Source organism: Flavobacterium franklandianum, assembly GCF_007097365.1.
Classification (GTDB): domain Bacteria; phylum Bacteroidota; class Bacteroidia; order Flavobacteriales; family Flavobacteriaceae; genus Flavobacterium; species Flavobacterium franklandianum.
The window spans coordinates 1-22,326 of the sequence record NZ_VJZR01000022.1; the positions used below are offsets into that span (position 1 = coordinate 1).

Sequence of the window (22,326 nt, forward strand, 5' to 3'; positions counted from 1 at the left end):
TCGTTTAACAAAAACCAGCTACGGTTAACTTTCGAGTAACACGATACCTCGAGGCTCTGCCTCGGGGTAATTCATTAATAACCTAAAGGTTACCAAGATGAAAACAAAAGCATCTATTTTCTTTTATTCAATGATAGCAAAAGCTAGTGTAAACGGCTTAGTACCTATATAAACATACTTCAATCAATGGCAAAAGAATTGAATTAAGTTCCACAAATTTGTAGTGATATCCAAATTGTCGACACAAACAAGCATAATTCTTGATCACAAAAATATAAGAACAACCTAGCAATTTGCAAAAGTATAGGATAGAAAAATTAGTGAGGATATAAAAATATTTAGAGAAAAATATAGCTTATTTGCAACAAATCAGGAACAAAAAGCAATTTAAAAACAGGCTAATAAAAAACACAAACCTTTTTAACAAATATTTAGTGCCATATTAATATAATTTGCTTAATTTTGATTGTCTTTGATTTTAAAACGATAATGAATAGAATTTACCTTTTAATATTAGTTATTTTTGGCTTCTTCTTGATGCCAACAGTCACTTTTGCGTGTGGTAGTCATTCAGAAAAAAATTCTTGTAACAAAAAAGATTCTGCAAATACAGAAAAAATGGATTGTTGCAAAAATGATAATGATTCAAAAAATAAAAAAAGCCAAGGCTGTAATGGAAAATGTGGACACTCAAATTGTGTTACTACTTCAATTCAATTTAGTGGAATATTTTTCGAAATACAATTCAAGAATAATAATTTTGTTTTTTCAGAAAAAAAACAAAATTATTTTAATTCAAATACCAATCTTTCCTCAGGTTTTTATTCTCTATGGCTTATACCAAAAATAAGCTAAATTAAATTTTGACAGCCATAAGTGTGTCAAATAGAAAGCAATTCTTGCTTTTAAATCATCTTTTTTTTATCAGCTAATCAAATATAAATTATGGCTTTTTGCTGTTTTTTACTTATTCTTTAGCGGGTTCAATTTAAAATTATCTAAACTTAATAACGAAACTCTAATTCACTAAATCGAAAATTTCGACAAAGGCATTACCTTGTTTCTTAAAAAACAAATAAAATGAAAAATTTAATTATCATATTAAGCGTATTCTTAATAGCAATCACATCATTATCAGCTCAAACAGCTGCAAAAAAGGAAAGTCCTAAAACAGTTTACATTTGCCCTACCCATCCCGACAATATGAATCCAAGTTCAGGAAAATGCCCAGAATGTGGCATGGAATTGAAAAAAGTTACAGATAAGGTACCTACCTATGCTTTAAAAGGTAGTCAACCGATGACTAAAACGGTAACCAAATATGTTTGTCCAATGGATGGATCAACTTCCGACAAACCAGGTGGATGTTCTAAATGTGCAATGAAAATGGTGAAAACTACCGAAAAAGTAGATACTCATGCCCTAAAAGGCAGCCAGCCTAGGAGTAAAATGGTAACAAAATATGTTTGTCCTAAGGATGGTTCAGCTTCTGAAACTGAAGGGAAATGTTCTAAATGTGGAACTGGAATGGTAAAAATTACCGAAACAATAGATACCCACGCCCTAAAAGGCAGTCAGCCTAAAACTAAAATTTCGACAAAATATGTTTGTCCAATGGACGGTTCTACCGCTGATACTAAAGGGGAGTGTCCTAAATGTGGAATGGAAATGAATGAGAAAAAAATCTAATGAAAATAAAATGTTGCTAATAGCAACATTAACAATTTAAAAAACAAACAAAATGAAAAATAGAATAATTATAATAGTAGCGTTAGCAATAACAATTATTTCTTGTAATCAAAAAAATAAACAGGAAGAAACGGTCAAAATAGAATCAACATCCGAGGTTGTTACGCAATCCTCCTTTTCAATTGATGAAATAGTAAAAAATTATTTGGCAATTAAAAATTCATTAGCAAATGATGATTCTGATGCTGCGGCTGATGCCGGAAAAGCGTTGCTAGAAACTATGGCAAAAACTAGTATGGAAAAGGTTTCTGCCGACCAGATGGAAGCTTATATGAGTATTTCAGATGATGCAAAAGAACACGCCGAACACATTGGTTCAAATGCTGGAAAAATTGACCATCAAAGAGAACATTTTGTAATGTTAAGTAAGGATATGAATGATTTAATTCAATTATTTGGAACCAGTCAAAAACTTTATCTGGACTTTTGCCCAATGGCAGATGACAACAAAGGTGCAGTTTGGATAAGCGAAACCAAAGAAATTACAAACCCTTATTTTGGAAAAGATATGGCTACTTGCGGTTCTATTAAAAAAGAATTCTAGAATGAAAATAATCATCAAAAAAATACTTTTTATTGGGTTAATTATTTTTTTGTTGATGCAGTTATTTCAACCTGTTCGAAACATTAGTTTTGAGCAGGATATAACTGTAAATTTTACAAAAGTATTTAATGTTCCTAAAAATGTTGAAATCATTTTGCGAACTTCTTGTTTTGATTGCCACAGTAACAACACCAATTATCCTTGGTACTCTTACATCCAACCAGCACGTTTTTTTATGGAAAGTCATATCAAAGAAGGAAAAGAAAATTTGAACTTTAATGAATGGGGGAATTATGGTAGCCGAAAGCAAAATAATAAATTAGATAGAATTGTAAAACAAATAAAATCTAACGAAATGCCTCTGAGTTCTTATACTTTAATCCATAAAAAAGCAATACTTACAACCACCCATAAAAAAGAAGTATTGCATTGGATAAATAAAATAGAAGATAGTATTTCATTACAAAATTAAAAATAATGGTAGAAAAATTAATAACATTCTCACTACGAAATCGAGCCGTTGTCTTGCTGGTTTCTGCTTTCTTATTTGCTTGGGGCGTTTACAGTGTGCAACAAAATCCCATTGACGCCATTCCCGATTTGTCCGAAAATCAAGTAATTGTATTTACGGAATGGATGGGAAGAAGCCCACAGGTTATAGAAGCGCAGGTTACTTACCCGCTGGTTTCAAATTTGCAAGGCATTCCAAAAGTCAAAAATATTCGGGGTGCATCAATGTTTGGGATGAGCTTCGTTTACATCATTTTTGAAGATGATGTCGATATTTATTGGGCGAGAACTCGGGTTTTAGAAAGATTAAATTATGCCCAGCGATTATTACCTCAAAATATAGTGCCAACCTTGGGACCTGATGGTACAGGAGTGGGTCACGTTTTTTGGTATCATTTAAATGCAAATGGTATGGACTTGGGCGAACAAAGAGCTTTGCAAGATTGGTACGTGAAATTTGCATTGCAAACTGTTCCCGGCGTTGCCGAAGTGGCTTCCTTTGGTGGTTTTGAAAAGCAATATCAATTAGTGTTAGACCCTTTGAAAATGCAATACTACAATGTAAGTATGATGGAAGTGATGAATGCCGTCAAAGCCAATAATAATGATGTGGGAGGACGAAAATTTGAAATGAGCAATATGTCCTACATAGTTAGAGGTTTGGGCTACATCAAAAACATAAAAGATGTGGAAGAAATTGCCATTAAAAATTATAATTCCGTTCCTGTAAAAGTGAAAGACATCGGTTCAATACAAATGGGTGGCGATTTGAGACTAGGCATTTTTGATGAAAATGGCACCGGTGAAGTCGTTGGTGGAATAGTGGTAATGCGTTATGGCGAAAACGCCGATGAAGTAATCAAAGCGGTAAAATTGAAAATGAAAGAAGTCGAAAAAGGATTGCCCGAAGGCGTTACTTTCAAAACTTCTTATGATAGAAGCGAATTGATTGAAAAAGCCATTGCATCGGTAAAAGGGACTTTAATTGAGGAAATGATAGCTGTTTCCATAATCGTGTTACTGTTCCTTTTTCATTGGCGAAGTGCTTTAATTATACTCATTCAATTACCTATATCTGTGTCTATTGGCTTTATTTTACTCGAAACATTTGGTATTTCTTCTAATATTATGTCATTAACGGGAATTGCTCTGGCCATTGGTGTTGTCGTTGACGATGGTATCGTAATGGTAGAGAATGCATACAGGACAATTTCGGAGAAACAGGAAGAAATGGACAATAATCAGTAATTGGAAATAAAATGATAAATAAAATTAAAAATATATTCAAAAAAGAAAACGATCCACTATCTCCTGAAGATAAGTTGAAGCTTATAGAAAGCTCTTCCAAATTAGTAGGTCCAGGCGTTTTCTACTCAACAATTATTGTAATTGCTTCTTTTTTACCTGTATTTCTTCTAACGGGAATGGAAGGCAAATTGTTTGGACCATTAGCGTGGACGAAATCGTTTATACTGATAGTTGATGCTTTTTTAGCCATTACACTTACACCAGTGTTAATTAGTTATTTACTAAAAGGAAAACTTCGCCCAGAAAACAAGAACCCAATTAACAAAAAATTGGAAAGCATTTACACACCCATTTTAATTTTTTGTTTAAAATGGAGAAAAACGGTTTTGGGCATCAACATCATTGCGTTACTGATTGGAGTTCTAATGTTTACTCGTTTAGGTTCAGAATTTATGCCTCCTTTAGATGAAGGATCTGTACTGTTTATGCCCGTCACTTTGCCAGATGTATCCAACTCCGAAGTAAAAAGAATCCTTCAGGTTCAGGACAAATTGATAAAATCAATTCCCGAAGTGGCTCACGTGTTGGGAAAAGCAGGCAGGGCAAATACGGCAACTGATAACAGTCCAATAAGTATGGTGGAAACAATTATTTTGTTAAAACCACAAGCAGACTGGCGAGAGGACAAAACCAAAAATGATATTATCACGGAAATCAACAACAAACTGCAAATTCCTGGTGTGACCAATGGTTTTACGCAACCTATCATCAACCGTATCAATATGCTTTCAACAGGAATCAGAACGGATGTGGGAATAAAAATCTACGGAGCAAGTTTAGATACCATCAATGTTTTGGCTCAAAAAATTAAAAAAACATTGGAAGGAACTTCTGGAGTGAAAGATTTGTATGCTGAACCCATTACGGGCGGAAAATACATCGACATTGTTCCCAAACGAGAAGTGATTGGCCGATACGGGCTTTCGATTGACGATATTAATACGGTTGTCGAGGCATCTATTGGAGGTATGAAATTAACCACGACTATCGAGGGAAGACAGCGTTTTTCTGTCAACGCAAGATATGCACAAGAATATAGAAATAGTCTTGAGGCCTTAAAAAAACTGCAAGTACAAACAATGGATTTTGGCCCTATACCATTAGAAGCTGTTGCTGATGTAAAAATAAGTGATGGCCCACCAATGATAAACAGCGAAAATGCAATGCTTCGTGGTACTGTGCTGTTCAACGTTCGGGAACGTGATTTAGGAAGTGCTGTCAAAGAGGCGCAAGAAAAACTCGATGCAATGATGACCAAGATGCCAAAAGGATATTATGTGGAATGGAGCGGACAATGGGAAAATCAAATTCGAGCCAACAAAACATTAAGTTTAATATTGCCAATTGTCGTCGTCATTATATTTCTGGTTTTATATTTTACGTATCATTCTATGAAAGAGGCGTTAATCACAATGATTACCGTACCTTTTGCTCTAATTGGAGGAATATTTATGGTTTATTTTTATGGAATTAATTTATCCGTTGCTGTTGCCGTTGGATTTATTGCGCTGTTTGGAATGGCTATAGAAACGGCGATGTTGATGACCATCTATTTAAATGAAGCAATGAATAAAATGGTAGAAAAGTACGGAAATAGTACCGAAACCATAACTGAAGAAATATTGAAACAGTATATTATTGATGGTTCTGCCAAAAGGTTAAGACCAAAATTGATGACGGTTTCGGTTTCCTTATTTGGATTAATCCCCATTCTTTGGGCAACAGGAACAGGATCCGATATAATGCTTCCCATTACTGTTCCACTAATTGGTGGTACAATCACCTCCACGATTTATGTATTATTAGTAACACCAATTGTTTTTGAGATGGTAAAACTTCGAGAATTAAGAACAAAAGGTAAAATAGAACTTATAGATGTTAAAGAATAAATTTTATATAGTCCTAAGTTGTTTGATATTAAGCGCCACTAATTTGGCAGCCCAAACACTTTCCTTGGATAATGTATTGACTACAATCAAGACAAACAATCCTCAACTAAAAATGTACGATGCCGATATTCAAAGTATGGATGCAGCGGCAAAAGGTGCCAAAAGCTGGATGCCTCCACAGGTGGAAACGGGTTTTTTTATGGCACCCTACAACACCAAAATGTGGAAAGCAGATGAAATGAACCCAGGTATGGGAAATTATATGTTGGGCGTAACCCAAATGATACCGAATGCTTCCAAGTTAAAAGCTGATTTTAATCTTATGACTGCAATGTCATCAGTCGAAAAAGAAAATAAAAACTATACAATTAATCAGTTGAAATCATTGGCAAAGACAAATTATTATCAATGGTTGGTTTTAAATAAAAAAATAAAAATTACCAATGATAATTTGTTGCTTTTAGAGTATATGATTAAAAGTATGGAAATACGCTACCAGTATAATATGGATAAATTGCCCACGTATTACAAAGCAAAATCGCAATACAGCGCATTAGAAAGTATGATTCTAATGTTGCAAAATGACATTTCCCAAAAGCGAATTATGCTGAACACGCTGATGGCAAGAGATAAAAACACCGCGTTTGAAATTGATGAAAACTATGAAGTAAAAGATTTTAATTTGGCAATTTCAGACACCACTTCTCTTTCTAAAAACCGAAGCGATGTGAAAGCCATCGAAAAAACGATGGAAATAAATCAGCTCAAAATTGCAGCCGAAAAATCAAAATTATTGCCCGAGTTTGGAATAAAATACGATCATATGTTTGCTTTTGGAACACAACCTCAACAGTTCTCCTTGATGGGAATGATTACTATTCCTATGCCTTGGTCAACTAAAATGAACAAAGCAAATATCGACAGTTTTCAAATCAAAAATGAAAGTCTCAATTGGCAAAAACAAATGATTTTGAATGAAGCAACAGGAATGATTTCGGGAATGAATACCGAACTTGCTAACTTGAAAAAGCAATATGAAATCGCCCAAAAAAGCATTATTCCCGCTTTGAAACGAAACTATGATACGGCAGTTTTGGCTTGGCAAAATAACACTGGTGATTTATTTCCAACTCTCGATGCTTGGGAAGCGTTAAATATGGCTCAAATTGATGCGTTAGATAAATTGCAAAGTATTTTGGCAGTACAAGTAGAAATTGAAAAACAATTAGAAACCAAATAATTATGAACAAGTATATAAAGTATAGTTTAGCTCTTATTGGAATTTTAATTATCGGAATTTCAATCTATTTCTTTGCCATAAAATCAGACAATCATTCGGAAACAGCGCATCAAAACGAGGTTTATACCTGTTCGATGCACCCAGAAATCATTAGAGACAAACCTGGAAATTGTCCTATTTGCGGAATGACTTTGGTAAAAAAGGTAACAGAAAACAATTCAGTTGAAGATAATTCTATGGACAATCTTATAAAACCTACCGACAATTTTATAGTAGGTAATCATCAAACGACAACAGCAATAGACACCACTTTGAGCAGTGAAATAAATTTACCCGGCATTGTGTCGTATGACCCAAATTCATCGGTAAACATTGCAGCTCGAATGAGCGGAAGAATAGAAAGGATGTATGTCAATTATAAATATCAAAAAGTAAATAAAGGACAAAAACTATTTGATATATACAGCCCAGAATTACTAACGGAGCAACAAAACTTCATCTATTTGATTACTAATGATGCTGAAAATATTTCGATTATTAATGCGTCAAGACAAAAATTAGTGCTTTATGGAATGACTCAAAATCAAATAAATGCGCTGTCTAATTCCAAAAAAGTAAATCCACAAATTTCAATTTACAGTCCCGCTTCTGGTGTTGTTGACGGAACAGGAACTATGGATAATACAACTAATCCTGAAATGCAAAGTACAAGCAGCAACACAACGGTGTTGAATGTTAAGGAAGGAGATTATATAAAAAAGGGGGAAGTCATTTTTAAACTATTAAATACAGATAAAGTATGGGGAATATTCAATGTTATAACAGGGTATAATAGTGTAATTAAAACCAATCAATCTATCAGAATTACTACCGAACTAGACAAAGAGGATTTCATAGATGCAAAAATAAATTTTGTCGAAACCCAACTTAATGCAGCTGATAAAACCAATAGCATTCGGGTTTATTTAAATAACAACAAATTGAAATTACCAATTGGTTTGCGATTGCAAGGCGTTGTGAAAACAAATCCAGTAAATGGAATTTGGATTCAAAAACAGGCAATGGTAAGCCTTGGAAACAAGAAAATAGTTTTCTTAAAAATGGAAAATGGCTTCAAGGCAACTGCCATAAAAATTGGAATTGAAATGGATGATTTTATTCAAATTATCGAGGGCATTTCAGTAAAAGACACCATAGCCAAAAACGCACACTATTTAATTGACAGCGAAAGCTTTATTAAAACCGAATAATGATGAAGACAATAAAAAAAATAAGTTTACTGGCACTACTATTTACGGTAATGATAGCTTGTAATACTAAAAATAAAGAAGACCATAGCAAACACGATAAGAGTGCAGCAACAACATTTTACACTTGTTCTATGGATCCACAAGTTAAGGAAGATAAACCCGGAAAATGCCCCATTTGTAATATGGAGTTGACCCCAGTAAAACAAGATGATACAAAGGCTAACGAAATCAGTTTGAGCAAGCAACAAATACAATTGGGAAATATCACTACCCAAACTATTTCAGAAACTCAAAGCAGTTTAGAGCAAAATTATACGGGAGTTTTAGCCATTAATCAAGAGAAAACCAAAACCATTTCTGCAAGAGCAATGGGACGAATTGAAAAATTGTATTTCAAAACCGTTGGCGATTATGTGGCTAAAAACCAAGCCGTATATCAATTGTATAGTGAAGATATTGCCATTGCCAAACAGGATTATTTCACGGCATACAAACAACTGGCAATGCCTGGCGATTTTGGAAAAAATGCCAAAAATATGCTCAATGCAGCTAAGCAAAAATTATTATTCTTTGGTTTAACCAATGCCCAAATTGAAAGCCTAAAAACAGTGGCGGCAATTTCTCCTTATACTATTTTTTATAGCACTGCTAGTGGAACAATATCGGAAATAAGTACCACCGAAGGCAGTTATGCAATGGAAGGTTCCAGCATCATTAAATTGGCAGATTTAAACAGCCTTTGGTTAGAAACACAGGTCAACGTAAACTATGCCAAGAATCTAAAAATAGGACAAAAAGCCCAAATTACATTTGCCGATTATCCTGATAAAACCATAAATGCGCAAGTTTCTTTTATCAATCCGGAAATCAATCCAGATACTCGTCTGCTTTTAATTCGATTAGAAATACCAAATCCAAATTTGCAATTAAAACCCGGGATGCAAGCTATGGCAAAATTGATGCAATCTAATCTAAAAGGATTGTATGTTCCAATTGATGCAGTTATTAGAGAAGAAAACGCTTCCTACATTTGGGTTGAAAAAAGACCAGGAGTATTTGAAAGCCTAATGGTTGAAACTGGAATAGAAACCAATGGAATGATAGAAATCAAATCTGAAATAGACAGTGCTAAAAAAGTCGTGATTACGGGGGCTTATGGTATAAATAGCGAATACATTTTTAGAAAAGGGAACGACCCGATGGAAGGAATGAAGATGTGAAAAAGATTAAAATATACACAAAGCAACCTAAAGGAGCAAGTTTCGATAAAGCAGCTTTAAAAAATATTAATAGTTATACAAATCATAACTAAAGTTTTATAACAATTTAAGTAAAGTAATTAATGAACTTTGTTAAGTAGAAATTAATCTACAACTAATAAATATACAATGAAAAATGTTTAAGAAAGTGCTAATTTAACTTGCCGGAACTGAACATTCCGAAAGATATGATTGAAAATATTTTTGCTTTTACTATTAACCACGAATTAGATATGCCTTTGACGCTCTATTTTTATTTTTAAAATTGGATTTAAAAAAATGCCTTCAAATAATCCCACATCATCTCCATACTATTTGCCATCTTTTATTGTATTGAACTCACCGTCTTCAAAACTCCAAGTTCAACCATACATTCTTTCATCATTTGATAAGTACGCTCAATATTATTGTCTAAACCAATCGAAAATCGAATCAATCCATCTGTTAAGCCCATAGCTACTTGTTCTTCTATAGGAATTTCACTTGATGTTGATGTTCCCGGAGCGCTAAATAAAGTTTTATAAAATCCTAAACTCACAGCCAAATAACCTAGTTTTTGACGTTGCATTAATTCCATTAATTCATTGGCTTTATCTAAATTGCCAACGTCCAACGTCATCATTCCGCCAAAACCATATTCAGGATTGATAATACTTGAATATAAATTATGACCCGGATGACTTTTCAAACCCGGATAAACGACTTTTAATCCATCTTTTTCAAAATGCTCGGCAAGATACATTGCATTATGGCTGTGTTGCTTCATTCGGATGTGAAGAGTTCTCAGATTTTTCATCACACTTGCTGATCGTAAACTATCCATTGTTGGTCCCAAAAGCATATTGGCACCATTATTCACATTCTTCAAACTATCGATAAATTCTTGCGAGGCACAAGTAACGCCGCCAAGTGTGTCGCTGCTTCCGTTGATGTATTTTGTCAAACTGTGAATGACAATGTCTGCTCCTAATTTTGCTGGAGAGACGGATAATGGAGAAAAAGTATTATCAACAACCAGTTTAATTTTATACTTTTTTGCAATTTTTGCTAAACTTGCAATATCGGCTATTTCAAGCAAGGGATTACTCACGGTTTCGCAGTATAAAACTTTGGTTTCTGCTGTAATTGCCGCTTCAACTTTATCCATTTTTGTGATGTCAACAAAAGTAGTTTTGATACCTAATCGTGGAGCGAAATTTTTCAAAAAGGCATATGTTCCTCCATAAATAGTTCGGCTAGAAACAATGTGGTCGCCAGATCCGCATAGTTGCAAAAGGGTAGGAGTGATGGCTCCCATTCCTGAAGCGGAGACATTAGCTGCTTCAGTACCTTCCATTGCGGCTAATGCTTGACCTAAATATAAATTACTTGGAGAGGAATGTCGTGAATACAAATAGCAACCATCGGCATTGCCTTCGAAAGTGTCGAACATTGTTTTTGCTGACAAAAAAGTATAGGTTGAACTATCTGAAATAGAAGGATTTACTCCTCCAAATTCTCCAAAATATTGTAAATCTTGAATATCATCTGCTGGATTGAATTTCATAGTTTTAGGTTTAGAATACAAAGTTCAATGTTGTTAGACTAATAATCAATACTATTCAAAATATTTAGATTTTAAAACTATAATTTGTCATATATTTAAATAAATTTTCTAATTTTACTATGATTATCAAACTGTTTTAGTTTATTTTTCAAATTTTAAAAATCCCAAACAAATGGCTTTAGATTCAATTGATAAAAAATTACTTTTTCTGCTGCAAACTGATTCCAAAAGAACGACTGCAGCATTGTCATTAAAACTTGATTTATCGGTAACGGCGGTTTATGAGCGTATCAAAAAACTCGAAAGAGAAGGTGTTATTGATAAATATGTCGTCTTGGTTAATCGTTCGAAAGTCGAAAAAGGATTCGTGGTTTTTTGCCATCTTAAACTCATTCAGCACACCAAAGAATTCCTGACTAAATTCGAAATCGAAGTGGTCAAGCTCAAAGAAGTTTTAGAATGTCATCACGTGAGCGGCGATTACGATTATATTTTAAAAATTTTGGTCAAAGATATGGAAGCATATCGCGAATTTTTGGTCACAAAACTAACTACTTTGGAACATATTGGAAGCACACACAGCACCTTTATGATTAGTGAAGTGAAAAACACTACAGTAATTGAGGTTTAATCTCTTTAGGTTTAATTCCTCGAAGCTCTGCTTCGGTTTTTTTGCCACAGATTGCTTCGCCTGTTCGCTATTGCTCGAGTCACAGATTAAAAATGATTTTTTAAAATCTGTGAATCTGTGGCTGTTATTTTATTAATACCTCTGGGGCTCTGCCCCGAGGTAGATTATTTTGTAATAACTAAAAAGTTATAATTCGTTACGAAATCTTTAAACTTTTAACTTAAAACCTCAGGCAAAAAACTTATTTTTGCAGCACTAAATATAAAAAAAATACAAACTATGAGTTCATTTGACGTAGTAATTATAGGTTCAGGACCTGGAGGATATGTATCAGCGATTCGTTGCGCACAACTAGGTTTCAAAACCGCTATTATAGAAAAATACTCCACTCTTGGAGGAACTTGCTTGAATGTTGGATGTATTCCATCAAAAGCATTATTGGCATCTTCGCATCATTACAGCGAAATTGCCCATTTTGCTGAGCACGGAATTGAGGTTTCTGGAGAAGTGAAAGTTAATTTAGAGAAAATGATTGCTCGCAAACAAGCCGTTGTGGATCAAACTTCGGGCGGAATTAATTATTTGATGGACAAAAATAAAGTTACTGTTTTCAATGGTTTGGGTTCATTTGTAGATGCAAATCACGTGGCTGTTGCCAAAGCCGATGGAACTTCAGAAACTATCGAAGCTGCAACCATCATTATTGCAACAGGTTCTAAACCATCTTCATTGCCGTTTATCAAAATAGATAAAGAAAGAATCATCACTTCTACAGAAGCATTAAGTTTGAAAGAAGTACCAAAACACCTTGTAATCATTGGTGGTGGAGTAATTGGAATTGAATTAGGTCAAGTGTATTTACGTCTTGGAGCGCAAGTTTCGGTAGTAGAATTTATGGATAGAATCATTCCAGGAATGGATGCTTCTTTGTCTAAAGAATTGACCAAAGTCTTGAAAAAACAAGGAATGAAATTCTATGTTTCTCATAAAGTTAAATCGGTAGAAAGAAAAGGAGATAATGTAACCGTTCAAGCTGAGAATGCCAAAGGAGAAACTATCACTCTTGAAGGAGATTATTCATTAGTTTCGGTAGGTCGTCGTCCTTACACTGATGGATTAAAAGCCGATAAGGCAGGAGTGAAAATTACAGATAGAGGAATGGTTGATGTAAACGATCATTTGCAAACAAATATTTCAAATATTTATGCGATTGGTGATGTTGTTCGTGGCGCAATGTTGGCACACAAAGCCGAAGAAGAAGGAACAATGGTTGCCGAAATTTTGGCTGGACAAAAACCACACATCAATTATAATTTAATTCCGGGAGTAGTTTACACTTGGCCAGAAGTGGCTGCAGTTGGACAAACAGAAGAGCAATTAAAAGCTTCTGGAGTGGAATTCAAATCAGGAAGCTTTCCTTTTAAAGCATTAGGAAGAGCTCGCGCTAGCGGAGATTTAGATGGATTTGTAAAAATTCTTGCCGATGCTAAAACCGATGAAGTTTTGGGAGTTCATATGATTGGTGCCCGTTGTGCCGATTTGATTGCCGAAGCAGTTACAGCAATGGAATTCAAAGCCTCTGCCGAAGATATTTCAAGAATGAGCCATGCGCATCCTACTTTTTCTGAAGCATTAAAAGAAGCAGCATTAGCTGCTACAGAAAATAGAGCGTTGCATATTTAATGTAAAAGACAATTTTATAATTACAAACAAAACCCGATAAATAATCGGGTTTTGTTTGTAATAGGAATATCTGTTATCTAACAGAAAATATACTTTTGTAATTATTCCAATGTTTGTAAATCAAAAAGAAATTACCTAAAAATAAGAAAATGGAAATAGGTAACGCTTGTGGAGTTAAATAATAATCAAGAAATAAAATATTTAAAATAACTGGTAAAATAAGAATACTAGATAGGGTTACAAAGCGATCTGTAATAAATGACAATCCACAAAAAAATGTTACTAATTTAGCCATTGGCATAATATAAGCAGAAGAAACAGCTCCAATTTCAAAAGCTTTAAAGTTCCCATTTGTGGTAGGTTCTGGCATAAGATTCATAAAATAACCAATAGCTAATGCAAGAAGTAAAAGTCCAATTAATGTACGGATAATAATAGTTACGATTTTCATATTATAGTGAATTAGAGGTTAATTACAGTATAAATTTATGAAATTTTAACTTTATATTAATTAAAATATAGGAATAATTTTGGAAATTGTCAATTTATTGCGCTTATTTTTATAGATTATTAATTAGGTGTTCTTATTTATTTTGCAACAAATAATCCTTTGTAATTTTCCCAATGTGTGTATATCAAGAATAAGTTACCTAAAAATACAAATAAAGCCATTGGAATTCCTTCTGGAGTTAAGAAAAAATTAATGAATAAGATATTTACAGTAACAGGAAAAATTAGAATATTGGCCAAGGTGACGTATCGTCCTGTAACAAATGATAACCCACAAAGCAGTTCAATAGATTTTGCAAGAGGTATTAAATAACTAGAAGCGACAATTCCCAATTGAAAAGCTTTAAAATTTCCTTCTAATGCTGGTTCTGGAAAAAGTTTTAAAAAGAATCCAATTGATGTAAAAAGAAACAATAATCCAATTAAAGTTCGGATAATAATGGTTGTAATTTTCATAATTTATTGTTTTTTAGGTTTATAATACTATAAATATAAAGAAAAATCTATATAAAATTTATCGTAATTTTGATTTTTTTAAAATAACACAATTCTTTGAGAACATCAATCATAAAAAGTATAGAAAATTCTACTCTATTCAAATCACAATTATTGACTTGGGCACAGCAATTTCGTGAAGTTGTTTTTATGGACAGCAACGATTATCCACAACAGTATTCTAGTTACGATTGTATTCTGGCCGTTGATGCTTTTACGTCAATAAAAACCGATTATCATAACGCTTTTGAAGAGTTGAAACAATACCAGCAAGTTACCAAAGATTGGCTTTTTGGGTATTTGTCTTATGATTTAAAAAATGATATTGAAGTTTTAAATTCCAATAATTTTGATGGATTAAATTTTCCTGATTTATTCTTTTTTCAACCTAAGAAAATATTTCTGTTAAAAGGAGTCCAACTCGAAATTCAATACCTCAATATGTGTGATGATGAAGTTGAGGAGGATTTTGAGGAAATTAGATTGCAGATTTCAGATTTCAGACCCGAGCGAAAGCGAACTGGCGAAGCATTTCAAATTTCAGATATTGAAATAAAACAACGCATTTCAAAAGATAATTATCTTGATAAAGTGTCTAATTTACTAGAACATATTCATCGTGGGGATATTTATGAGGCTAATTTTTGTATGGAGTTTTACCTCGAAAATGCGTTAATCAATCCATTGGAGAAATTTCTGAAACTGAACGAAATTTCAAAATCTCCACAGGCAGTTTTTTTAAAAAATAACACACAATTTTTGCTCTCTGCTTCGCCAGAACGTTATATAAAAAAAGAAGGTGATTTGTTAATTTCGCAACCCATAAAAGGAACAGCTAAACGGTTTGTTGATCCAATCGAAGATGAAAAATCAAAAAACCAATTGGCTTCTGACCCAAAAGAAAGAGCCGAAAATATTATGGTTTCTGATTTGGTTCGAAATGATTTGTCCCGAACCGCTCAAAAAGGTTCTGTAAAAGTCGAGGAGTTATGTGGTATTTATTCTTTCGAACAAGTGCATCAAATGATTTCGACTATCACTTCGAAAATAGATAGTCAATATGCTGCTGTCGATGCCATTAAAACCACTTTTCCAATGGGTAGCATGACCGGAACTCCAAAGGTTTCAGTCTTGAAAATTATCGAAGAATTAGAAGAGTCCAAAAGAGGATTGTATAGTGGTGCAGTGGGGTATTTTACCCCAAATGGAGATTTTGATTTTAATGTAGTTATCCGAAGTATTTTGTACAATCAAGAAAATAAATACGCCTCTTTTTCAGTAGGAAGTGCTATAACTTCGCTTTCCATTCCAGAAAATGAATATGAAGAATGCTTGCTCAAAGCCAAAGCGATGCGAGAAGTATTGAGTTAAATTCAAATGAATTTACTAAATTTGAATATGCAACAGAAATTCGAAAATCATATCGCTCAAAATTTTCCTTTTTTAATTGGAAAAAACCTTCTTTTAGCTACTAGTGGCGGTTTAGATAGTATGGTAATGGTAGATTTATTTCATAAATTGCCTTTTAAAATTGCCATCGCGCATTGCAATTTTCAACTTCGGGGTTTAGAAAGTTTTGGCGACCAAAGATTTATTCAAGATTATGCCGAAACCAACGAAATTGAATTGTTTTTAACCCAATTTGATACTGAGGCTTTCGCCAATGATTATAAACTTTCTACTCAAGTCGCCGCTCGTGAGTTACGATACAATTGGTTTTATGAGCTTTTGGAGACTGAAAACTACGATTATATTCTAACAGCGCACCACGCAGACGACAATTTAGAAACCTTTCTGATTCATCTTGTTCGGGGAACAGGAATTGATGGTTTGACTGGAATTCCATCACAAAATGAACAAGTGGTTCGCCCGCTTTTGATTTTTTCTAGGTCAGAAATCGAGCAATATGCAAAGGATAATGCTATCGAATGGCGAGAAGACAGCAGTAATGCTTCGGATAAATACTTGCGAAATAAAATTAGGCATAATTTGGTTCCAATATTCAAGGAATTGAATCCCGATTTTCTTTCTACTTTTCAAAAAACACAAAACTATTTGCAAGAATCCAAAGCAATGACTGATGACGCTTCGTTTTTGGTTTACCAACAAGTGGCCAAAGAAAAGGGAACAGAAATTCATTTTGATTTGAACCAATTAAAAAAACTACCCAATTATAAATCGTATATGTTTCATTGGTTCAATGGCTTTGGATTTTTAGCTTGGGATGATATTTATGATTTAATGGATGGACAATCAGGGAAACAGGTATTTTCGAATGAATTTCGATTGTTGAAAAATAGAGATTTTCTGATTTTAAGTCCATTAAGCTCAGAGGATGAAAACGAAGAATATTTTGTAAATAAAAATCAAAAAGAAGTTAAAGTTCCCTTAAATCTTAAGTTTAGCAAAGTAGCCGACATTTGTTTGGTTTCAAATACTACTATATTTGTGGACGAAGACAAATTATGGTATCCTTTGGTTTTGAGGCGTTGGCGAAATGGTGATACTTTTCAACCTTTTGGAATGGAGGGAAAATCAAAAAAAATAAGCAAATTTTTTAAAGACGAAAAATTGTCTTTGATTGAAAAAGAAAAAACTTGGCTTTTGTGTTCTGATAATGAAATCGTTTGGATTGTTGGAATACGGCAAGATGAACGTTTTAAGATAAAAAATACAACCAAAAATATACTTAAAATACAATTGAAATAATGCGAAAAATTATTGTTAAACTTCTTGTTTTTCTGGCTTTCGCCCAAGGAAATTCTCAAATTCTTGATCCAGTAAAATGGACGACAAAAATTGAAAAAAAGTCAGAGACCAATTATATTCTCACTTTTAACGGAGTTATAGAAAAGGAATGGCATATGTATTCCCAGTTTACTCCTGACGGTGGACCATTGGCAATGGAAGTGATTTTCACAAACCAAAAAGGAAATTTTAACTTGATTGGCAAAGCCAAAGAAGGAAAAACTACCACTGCTTACAATGATGTTTTTGAGGTAAACGAAACTTTTTTCGTCAAAAACGCACAAATTCAGCAAGAAATTTCTTTGACAAATCCCAAAATCAAGACGATTGAAGTGGCTTTAAATTACCAAGTTTGCAAACAATCTTGTATAAATTTGGAGAAGAAATTTAGTTTTGTTATTCCATCGGTTGCTAAAACTGAGATTGTGCCAATTCAAACTGATACAATTGAAAATGAGGTAATTACTTCAAAAGCTGAAAAAATAACTAAAGAAATAACTAAAGAATCTAAAGAGATAGAAGTTCCTTCAAAATCTGAATCTCAAAAAGGGTTGTGGTCTATTTTTCTAATTGCATTTCTTTCTGGATTTGCCGCATTGCTGACACCTTGTGTATTTCCGATGATTCCTATGACGGTAAGTTTTTTTACAAAACAGAGCAAAACAAGAGCCAAAGGAATCGAAAACGCTATTATTTATGGAATTTCAATTATAGCTATTTATGTAATATTGGGATTAGTAGTAACTTGGATTTTTGGTGCTGATGCGTTGAATGCTTTATCAACAAATGTGTGGTTTAATATTATTTTCTTCCTTTTATTAATCGTTTTTGCGATTTCTTTTTTGGGAGCTTTCGAAATTATGTTACCCAATTCTTGGGCAAATAAAGTAGATAGTCAGGCGGATAGAGGCGGAATTATTGGAATATTATTCATGGCGTTGGCATTAGCCATTGTATCTTTTTCTTGTACAGGTCCAATTGTTGGAACACTATTAGTTGAAGCGGCTTCCAAAGGTGGGATTGCTCCAATTATCGGAATGTTTGGTTTTTCGTTAGCATTAGCCTTGCCATTTATGCTTTTTGCAATGTTTCCGGGTTGGTTGCAATCTTTGCCAAAATCAGGTGGTTGGCTCAATACCGTAAAAGTAGTTTTGGGATTTCTAGAATTGGCTTTGGCTTTCAAATTTTTATCCAATGCTGATTTGGTTTTGCAATTGCATTTATTAGAAAGAGAAGTATTCTTGGTCATTTGGATTGCTATTTTCGGAACCTTAGCATTCTATTTGTTTGGAAAAATTACTTTACCTCACGATAGTCCAATGGCGCACATTTCAGTAGGAAGATTATCCCTTGGATTGGTGGTTTTATCGTTTACGATTTATATGATTCCTGGACTTTGGGGAGCACCGCTAAAATTGATAAATGCTTTTCCGCCTCCGATGGAGTATAGCGAAAGTCCATTTGGATTTGGTAGTTCGGGAAATATTTCTTCAACAACAATTTTGCCTGATGGTGCTAAATTAGGACCACACCAGATTGTAGTTTTTGACGATTATGATAAAGGTTTGAAGTATGCCAAAACGGTAAAGAAACCCATAATGCTTGATTTTACAGGTTTTGCCTGTGTGAATTGTAGAAAAATGGAAAACAATGTATGGTCTGATGAACGAGTGTTGTCGATTTTGAAAAATGATATTGTTTTGATTTCATTATACGTTGACGATAAACGGGAATTACCTAAAAGCGAACAATTTATTTCGAAAACTACAGGTTCCGAAATTGAAACCATTGGCGATAAGTGGACTGATTTTATGATTACAAAATACAAAACCAATACACAGCCTTTGTATGTTTTGACAGATTTAAAAGGAAATAGCCTGAATGAAACTACGCCAACAATAAGTTACACTAGTGTTGATGAATATGAAAGTTGGTTAAAAACTGGAATTGCTAAGTTCAAGAAATAATTTTAAAAACCATTAAATTTATAAAGCTTCCTGTCTTAAAATAGCAGGAAGCTTTTTGTTTTTAAAGGTATAAATATATAATGTCTATATAGGTTTAAGAAATATAAGACCTATTGATAAGTTCTATTTTTTTATCGCCAAAATCTTGAAGCAATATTAAAAACTTGTCTAAGGATTACAAGTTGGAACTTGTGTAGCTTATTGAAATAACTTTAATTTCTAAATCCACTTATTTGTCAAAAAGAAACACGCTAAAAACGAATTTTTAGCGTGTTTCAAAAATTAAATAAATGGTTTTTTTATAGGTATTCTCCGTGTTGAGAAATGTCTAATCCTAATTCTTCTTTCTCTTCAGAAACTCTTAATGGTGTAATTTTATTTACAATAAAGAACAAAGCATAAGAAGCACAGAAAGCAAATATTGATACGATAACTAAAGCTTTTAATTGAATTAAAAACAAAGTAGCATCACCGTAGATTAAACCTTGATTATCACCAACAATTGCGTTTACTGATTTTGAAGCAAATACACCTGTCAAAAGCATACCAACCATACCACCAACACCGTGACAAGCAAATACATCTAAAGCATCGTCGATTTTTCCTTTAGGGAATTTACTCACTACAAGGTTGCTTACTATACTAGCAATAATCCCAATGGCTAATGCAGACGGAATTGTTACAAAACCTGCAGCAGGAGTTATAGCAACTAAACCTACAACAGCTCCAATACAAGCTCCCATTGCAGAAAGTTTATGACCCAAAATTTTATCTAAGAATACCCAAGCCATAGCAGCAGCACCAGCAGCAACAGTAGTAGTTCCTAAAGCTTGTGCAGCAAGCCCGTTTGCTCCAACTGCAGAACCTGCATTGAAACCAAACCAGCCGAACCATAGTAAACCTGTTCCTAATAATACATAAGTAATACGAGCAGGATTTGATTTTTCTGATTTTCTTTTTCCTAAGAACATAGCTCCAGCAAGAGCAGCCCAACCAGCACTCATGTGTACAACAGTTCCTCCAGCAAAATCTAATACGCCCCATCCGAAGAATAATCCATCAGGATGCCAAGTCATATGACATAATGGAGAGTATATAAATAATACGAACAATACCATAAATAATAAGTAAGCCCAGAAACGAACACGTTCTGCAAAAGCTCCTGTAATTAATGCAGGTGTAATGATGGCAAATTTTGCTTGAAATAAGGCAAACAACATAAATGGAATTGTTGGTGCTAATTCCCAAGCAGTTGTAGAATTTACACCGCTAAAAAACATATTTGAAGTTGGATCTCCTATAATTCCACCTATTGAAGGGCCGAAACACAATCCAAATGCAACTATTACCCATAATACAGTAACAATTACCATTGCTATAAAACTTTGAAGAACAGTACTAATTACATTCTTTTTACCTACCATTCCTCCATAAAAGAATCCTAGTCCAGGAGTCATCAATAATACAAGGCCTGTGGCTGTTAGCATCCATGCGGTATCACCAGTGTCTAATTTTAGTTCCACTACGTGAGCACCCAATACAGTAGATTCAGGGAACAAATAAATTGAAAAAACGGCTAATACCAGAATTGTGATTAGAATCACACTTAAAATAATCTTTCGCATAATTTAGTTTTTTAGTTAAAATTTTTGATAAAAGTATAAAATCATTTCATACCCCCATAAAAAATATAACTTTACGTTCAATTTTTATCAAATTTATATTTTACCCCCCTAAATTTTATGGGTAGAAGATAATTTGTAGTTAATATTTACAATTTGTTAATGTGTATTTATGATAAATTTAAGATAATTGAGCAATTAACTGTTATAAATCTGTAATGGAATGGTTGGTAGGAATAACAATTCGATTGAATTTGCTAGAAGCGTTTGTTTATTTGAAAGAAGTGATATTTATTTTGTTATCTAATATTGATTGAAATAGAATTAGGATTTTAAAGTAACTCCAGTCCCGTTCAATTCCGAATATTGAATTACACCATCAAGAATTCTTATCCCTGTTGCTATGTCATCGGCTAACAATAATATGCCGTCCATATCTACAAAATCTAATTCGGGCAATAAATGAGCAATTGCCGATATTCCCACCGTAGATTCCGTCATACAACCCACCATTGTTTTCATTCCCAACTTTTTGGACTGTGCAATCATTCTTCGGGCTGGAGTAAGTCCACCACATTTTCCTAATTTAATATTTATACCGTGAAAATAATTATGACATTTGGTAACATCTGCTTCAACAATACAGCTTTCATCCGCAATTATAGGTAATACCGAATGTTTGAAAACTGTCGCGTGACCTTTCCAATCATCTGCCTTTAAGGGTTGTTCTAAGAATTCGACACCCAGCTTTTTCAAGGCAACGGCATTGGTCAAGGTTTCCGGAACCGTCCAACCGCAATTAGCATCAATTCTGAAAATTGCGTCGGTATGTTTTCTTAATTCGGTAACTATGGCAATGTCTTCTTTGGTACCAAGTTTGATTTTATAAATCGGCCAAGGCAGCTCCTTCATTTTCGAAACCATTTTTTCGATGCTGTCAATACCTATGGTGTAATCGGTTTTTGGATTGTGATCAATAGAATAACCCCATAATTCATAGAGTTTTTTTCCTTTTTTTCGAGCATACAAATCAGTATAAGCATTGTCCAAAGCGCAAAGTGCAAATAAGTCGTGTTGTAATAATTGATGGGCTTTACGCCAAAATTCCTCGGGAGTTTCATTGGTCACACTTTCGATAAACGGAATTATTTTTTCCAGATTATGCTTCATCGAATCTACCGTAGTATTATAATAGGTGTTTGAAGTCGCTTCGCCAAAGCCAGAATGACCTTCACTTTGTAATTCAACGATTAAAGAAGGTTGAATGGAGTGAGATTTTCTTGAAATAGTAAAAGGATGTTTTAATTTTAGATTGAATGTTCTAAGAATTATTTTCATTATTGACTTATTGAGTGGTAAATATTGAATTTAAAAC

19 protein-coding genes are annotated in these 22,326 nt (G+C 33.7%); 14 read left to right on the forward strand and 5 right to left on the reverse strand.

Annotated features, from left to right (window positions below; translation table 11 throughout):
- Positions 1-489 precede the first annotated feature (489 nt).
- The 9 genes from FNW17_RS15270 (at position 490) to FNW17_RS15310 (ending at position 9,710) form a co-directional block, all read left to right on the forward strand.
- On the forward strand, positions 490-855 hold the full coding sequence (locus tag FNW17_RS15270) for a hypothetical protein (RefSeq protein WP_144072098.1): 366 nt from the start codon (positions 490-492) through the stop codon (positions 853-855).
- A gap of 225 nt (positions 856-1,080) precedes the next feature.
- Positions 1,081-1,689: a heavy metal-binding domain-containing protein gene (locus FNW17_RS15275; protein ID WP_144072099.1), complete on the forward strand. Its 609-nt coding sequence runs from the start codon at positions 1,081-1,083 to the stop codon at positions 1,687-1,689.
- A gap of 52 nt (positions 1,690-1,741) precedes the next feature.
- On the forward strand, positions 1,742-2,293 hold the full coding sequence (locus FNW17_RS15280; protein WP_144072100.1) for a DUF3347 domain-containing protein: 552 nt from the start codon (positions 1,742-1,744) through the stop codon (positions 2,291-2,293).
- A gap of 1 nt (position 2,294) precedes the next feature.
- Complete coding sequence (locus FNW17_RS15285) at positions 2,295-2,765, forward strand: heme-binding domain-containing protein (RefSeq protein ID WP_144072101.1); 471 nt, start codon at positions 2,295-2,297, stop codon at positions 2,763-2,765.
- A 5-nt stretch (positions 2,766-2,770) separates the two neighbouring features.
- Positions 2,771-4,051: an efflux RND transporter permease subunit gene (locus tag FNW17_RS16680; protein ID WP_144072102.1), complete on the forward strand. Its 1,281-nt coding sequence runs from the start codon at positions 2,771-2,773 to the stop codon at positions 4,049-4,051.
- 11 nt (positions 4,052-4,062) lie between these two features.
- Positions 4,063-6,000 (forward strand): efflux RND transporter permease subunit, encoded by a 1,938-nt coding sequence (locus FNW17_RS16685; protein WP_144072103.1) that lies wholly within the window; start codon positions 4,063-4,065, stop codon positions 5,998-6,000.
- Positions 5,987-7,240 (forward strand): TolC family protein, encoded by a 1,254-nt coding sequence (locus FNW17_RS15300; RefSeq protein ID WP_143391548.1) that lies wholly within the window; start codon positions 5,987-5,989, stop codon positions 7,238-7,240. Before FNW17_RS16685 ends, FNW17_RS15300 begins: the two co-directional genes overlap by 14 nt.
- 2 nt (positions 7,241-7,242) lie before the next feature.
- Positions 7,243-8,490 carry an efflux RND transporter periplasmic adaptor subunit gene (locus FNW17_RS15305; protein WP_143391547.1) on the forward strand — a complete coding sequence of 416 codons (1,248 nt, stop codon included), beginning with the start codon at positions 7,243-7,245 and terminating at the stop codon, positions 8,488-8,490.
- Positions 8,491-8,492: 2 nt separating this feature from the next.
- Complete coding sequence (locus tag FNW17_RS15310; protein ID WP_143391546.1) at positions 8,493-9,710, forward strand: efflux RND transporter periplasmic adaptor subunit; 1,218 nt, start codon at positions 8,493-8,495, stop codon at positions 9,708-9,710.
- A gap of 364 nt (positions 9,711-10,074) precedes the next feature.
- On the opposite strand, the gene FNW17_RS15315 is transcribed toward FNW17_RS15310, so the two are convergent.
- Positions 10,075-11,295: an aminotransferase class I/II-fold pyridoxal phosphate-dependent enzyme gene (locus FNW17_RS15315; RefSeq protein ID WP_144072104.1), complete on the reverse strand. Its 1,221-nt coding sequence runs from the start codon at positions 11,293-11,295 to the stop codon at positions 10,075-10,077.
- A gap of 172 nt (positions 11,296-11,467) precedes the next feature.
- Here FNW17_RS15315 and FNW17_RS15320 point away from each other — a divergent pair, with 172 nt between their 5' ends.
- Positions 11,468-11,926, forward strand: coding sequence for an Lrp/AsnC family transcriptional regulator (locus FNW17_RS15320; protein ID WP_144072105.1), 459 nt, complete (start codon positions 11,468-11,470; stop codon positions 11,924-11,926).
- 279 nt (positions 11,927-12,205) lie between these two features.
- Complete coding sequence (gene lpdA / locus FNW17_RS15325; protein WP_144072106.1) at positions 12,206-13,609, forward strand: dihydrolipoyl dehydrogenase; 1,404 nt, start codon at positions 12,206-12,208, stop codon at positions 13,607-13,609.
- 73 nt (positions 13,610-13,682) lie between these two features.
- On the opposite strand, the gene FNW17_RS15330 is transcribed toward lpdA, so the two are convergent.
- Positions 13,683-14,060, reverse strand: coding sequence for a DoxX family protein (locus FNW17_RS15330; RefSeq protein ID WP_143391542.1), 378 nt, complete (start codon positions 14,058-14,060; stop codon positions 13,683-13,685).
- A gap of 137 nt (positions 14,061-14,197) precedes the next feature.
- Positions 14,198-14,575, reverse strand: coding sequence for a DoxX family protein (locus FNW17_RS15335; RefSeq protein WP_144072107.1), 378 nt, complete (start codon positions 14,573-14,575; stop codon positions 14,198-14,200).
- Between the two features lie 96 nt (positions 14,576-14,671).
- Between FNW17_RS15335 and FNW17_RS15340 the strand changes: the two genes are divergently transcribed.
- The 3 genes from FNW17_RS15340 to FNW17_RS15350 are packed head-to-tail and all read left to right on the forward strand — an operon-like array spanning position 14,672 to position 19,329.
- On the forward strand, positions 14,672-15,985 hold the full coding sequence (locus FNW17_RS15340) for an anthranilate synthase component I family protein (RefSeq protein WP_144072108.1): 1,314 nt from the start codon (positions 14,672-14,674) through the stop codon (positions 15,983-15,985).
- 27 nt (positions 15,986-16,012) lie between these two features.
- Complete coding sequence (gene tilS, locus FNW17_RS15345; RefSeq protein WP_143391553.1) at positions 16,013-17,323, forward strand: tRNA lysidine(34) synthetase TilS; 1,311 nt, start codon at positions 16,013-16,015, stop codon at positions 17,321-17,323.
- Complete coding sequence (locus FNW17_RS15350; protein WP_144072109.1) at positions 17,323-19,329, forward strand: protein-disulfide reductase DsbD family protein; 2,007 nt, start codon at positions 17,323-17,325, stop codon at positions 19,327-19,329. Before tilS ends, FNW17_RS15350 begins: the two co-directional genes overlap by 1 nt.
- Before the next feature lie 299 nt (positions 19,330-19,628).
- Here the strand turns inward: FNW17_RS15350 and FNW17_RS15355 are convergent, their stop codons facing one another.
- Positions 19,629-20,954: an ammonium transporter gene (locus FNW17_RS15355; RefSeq protein ID WP_143391538.1), complete on the reverse strand. Its 1,326-nt coding sequence runs from the start codon at positions 20,952-20,954 to the stop codon at positions 19,629-19,631.
- A gap of 321 nt (positions 20,955-21,275) precedes the next feature.
- Positions 21,276-22,289 (reverse strand): dipeptide epimerase, encoded by a 1,014-nt coding sequence (locus FNW17_RS15360; RefSeq protein ID WP_143391537.1) that lies wholly within the window; start codon positions 22,287-22,289, stop codon positions 21,276-21,278.
- Positions 22,290-22,326: the final 37 nt, after the last annotated feature.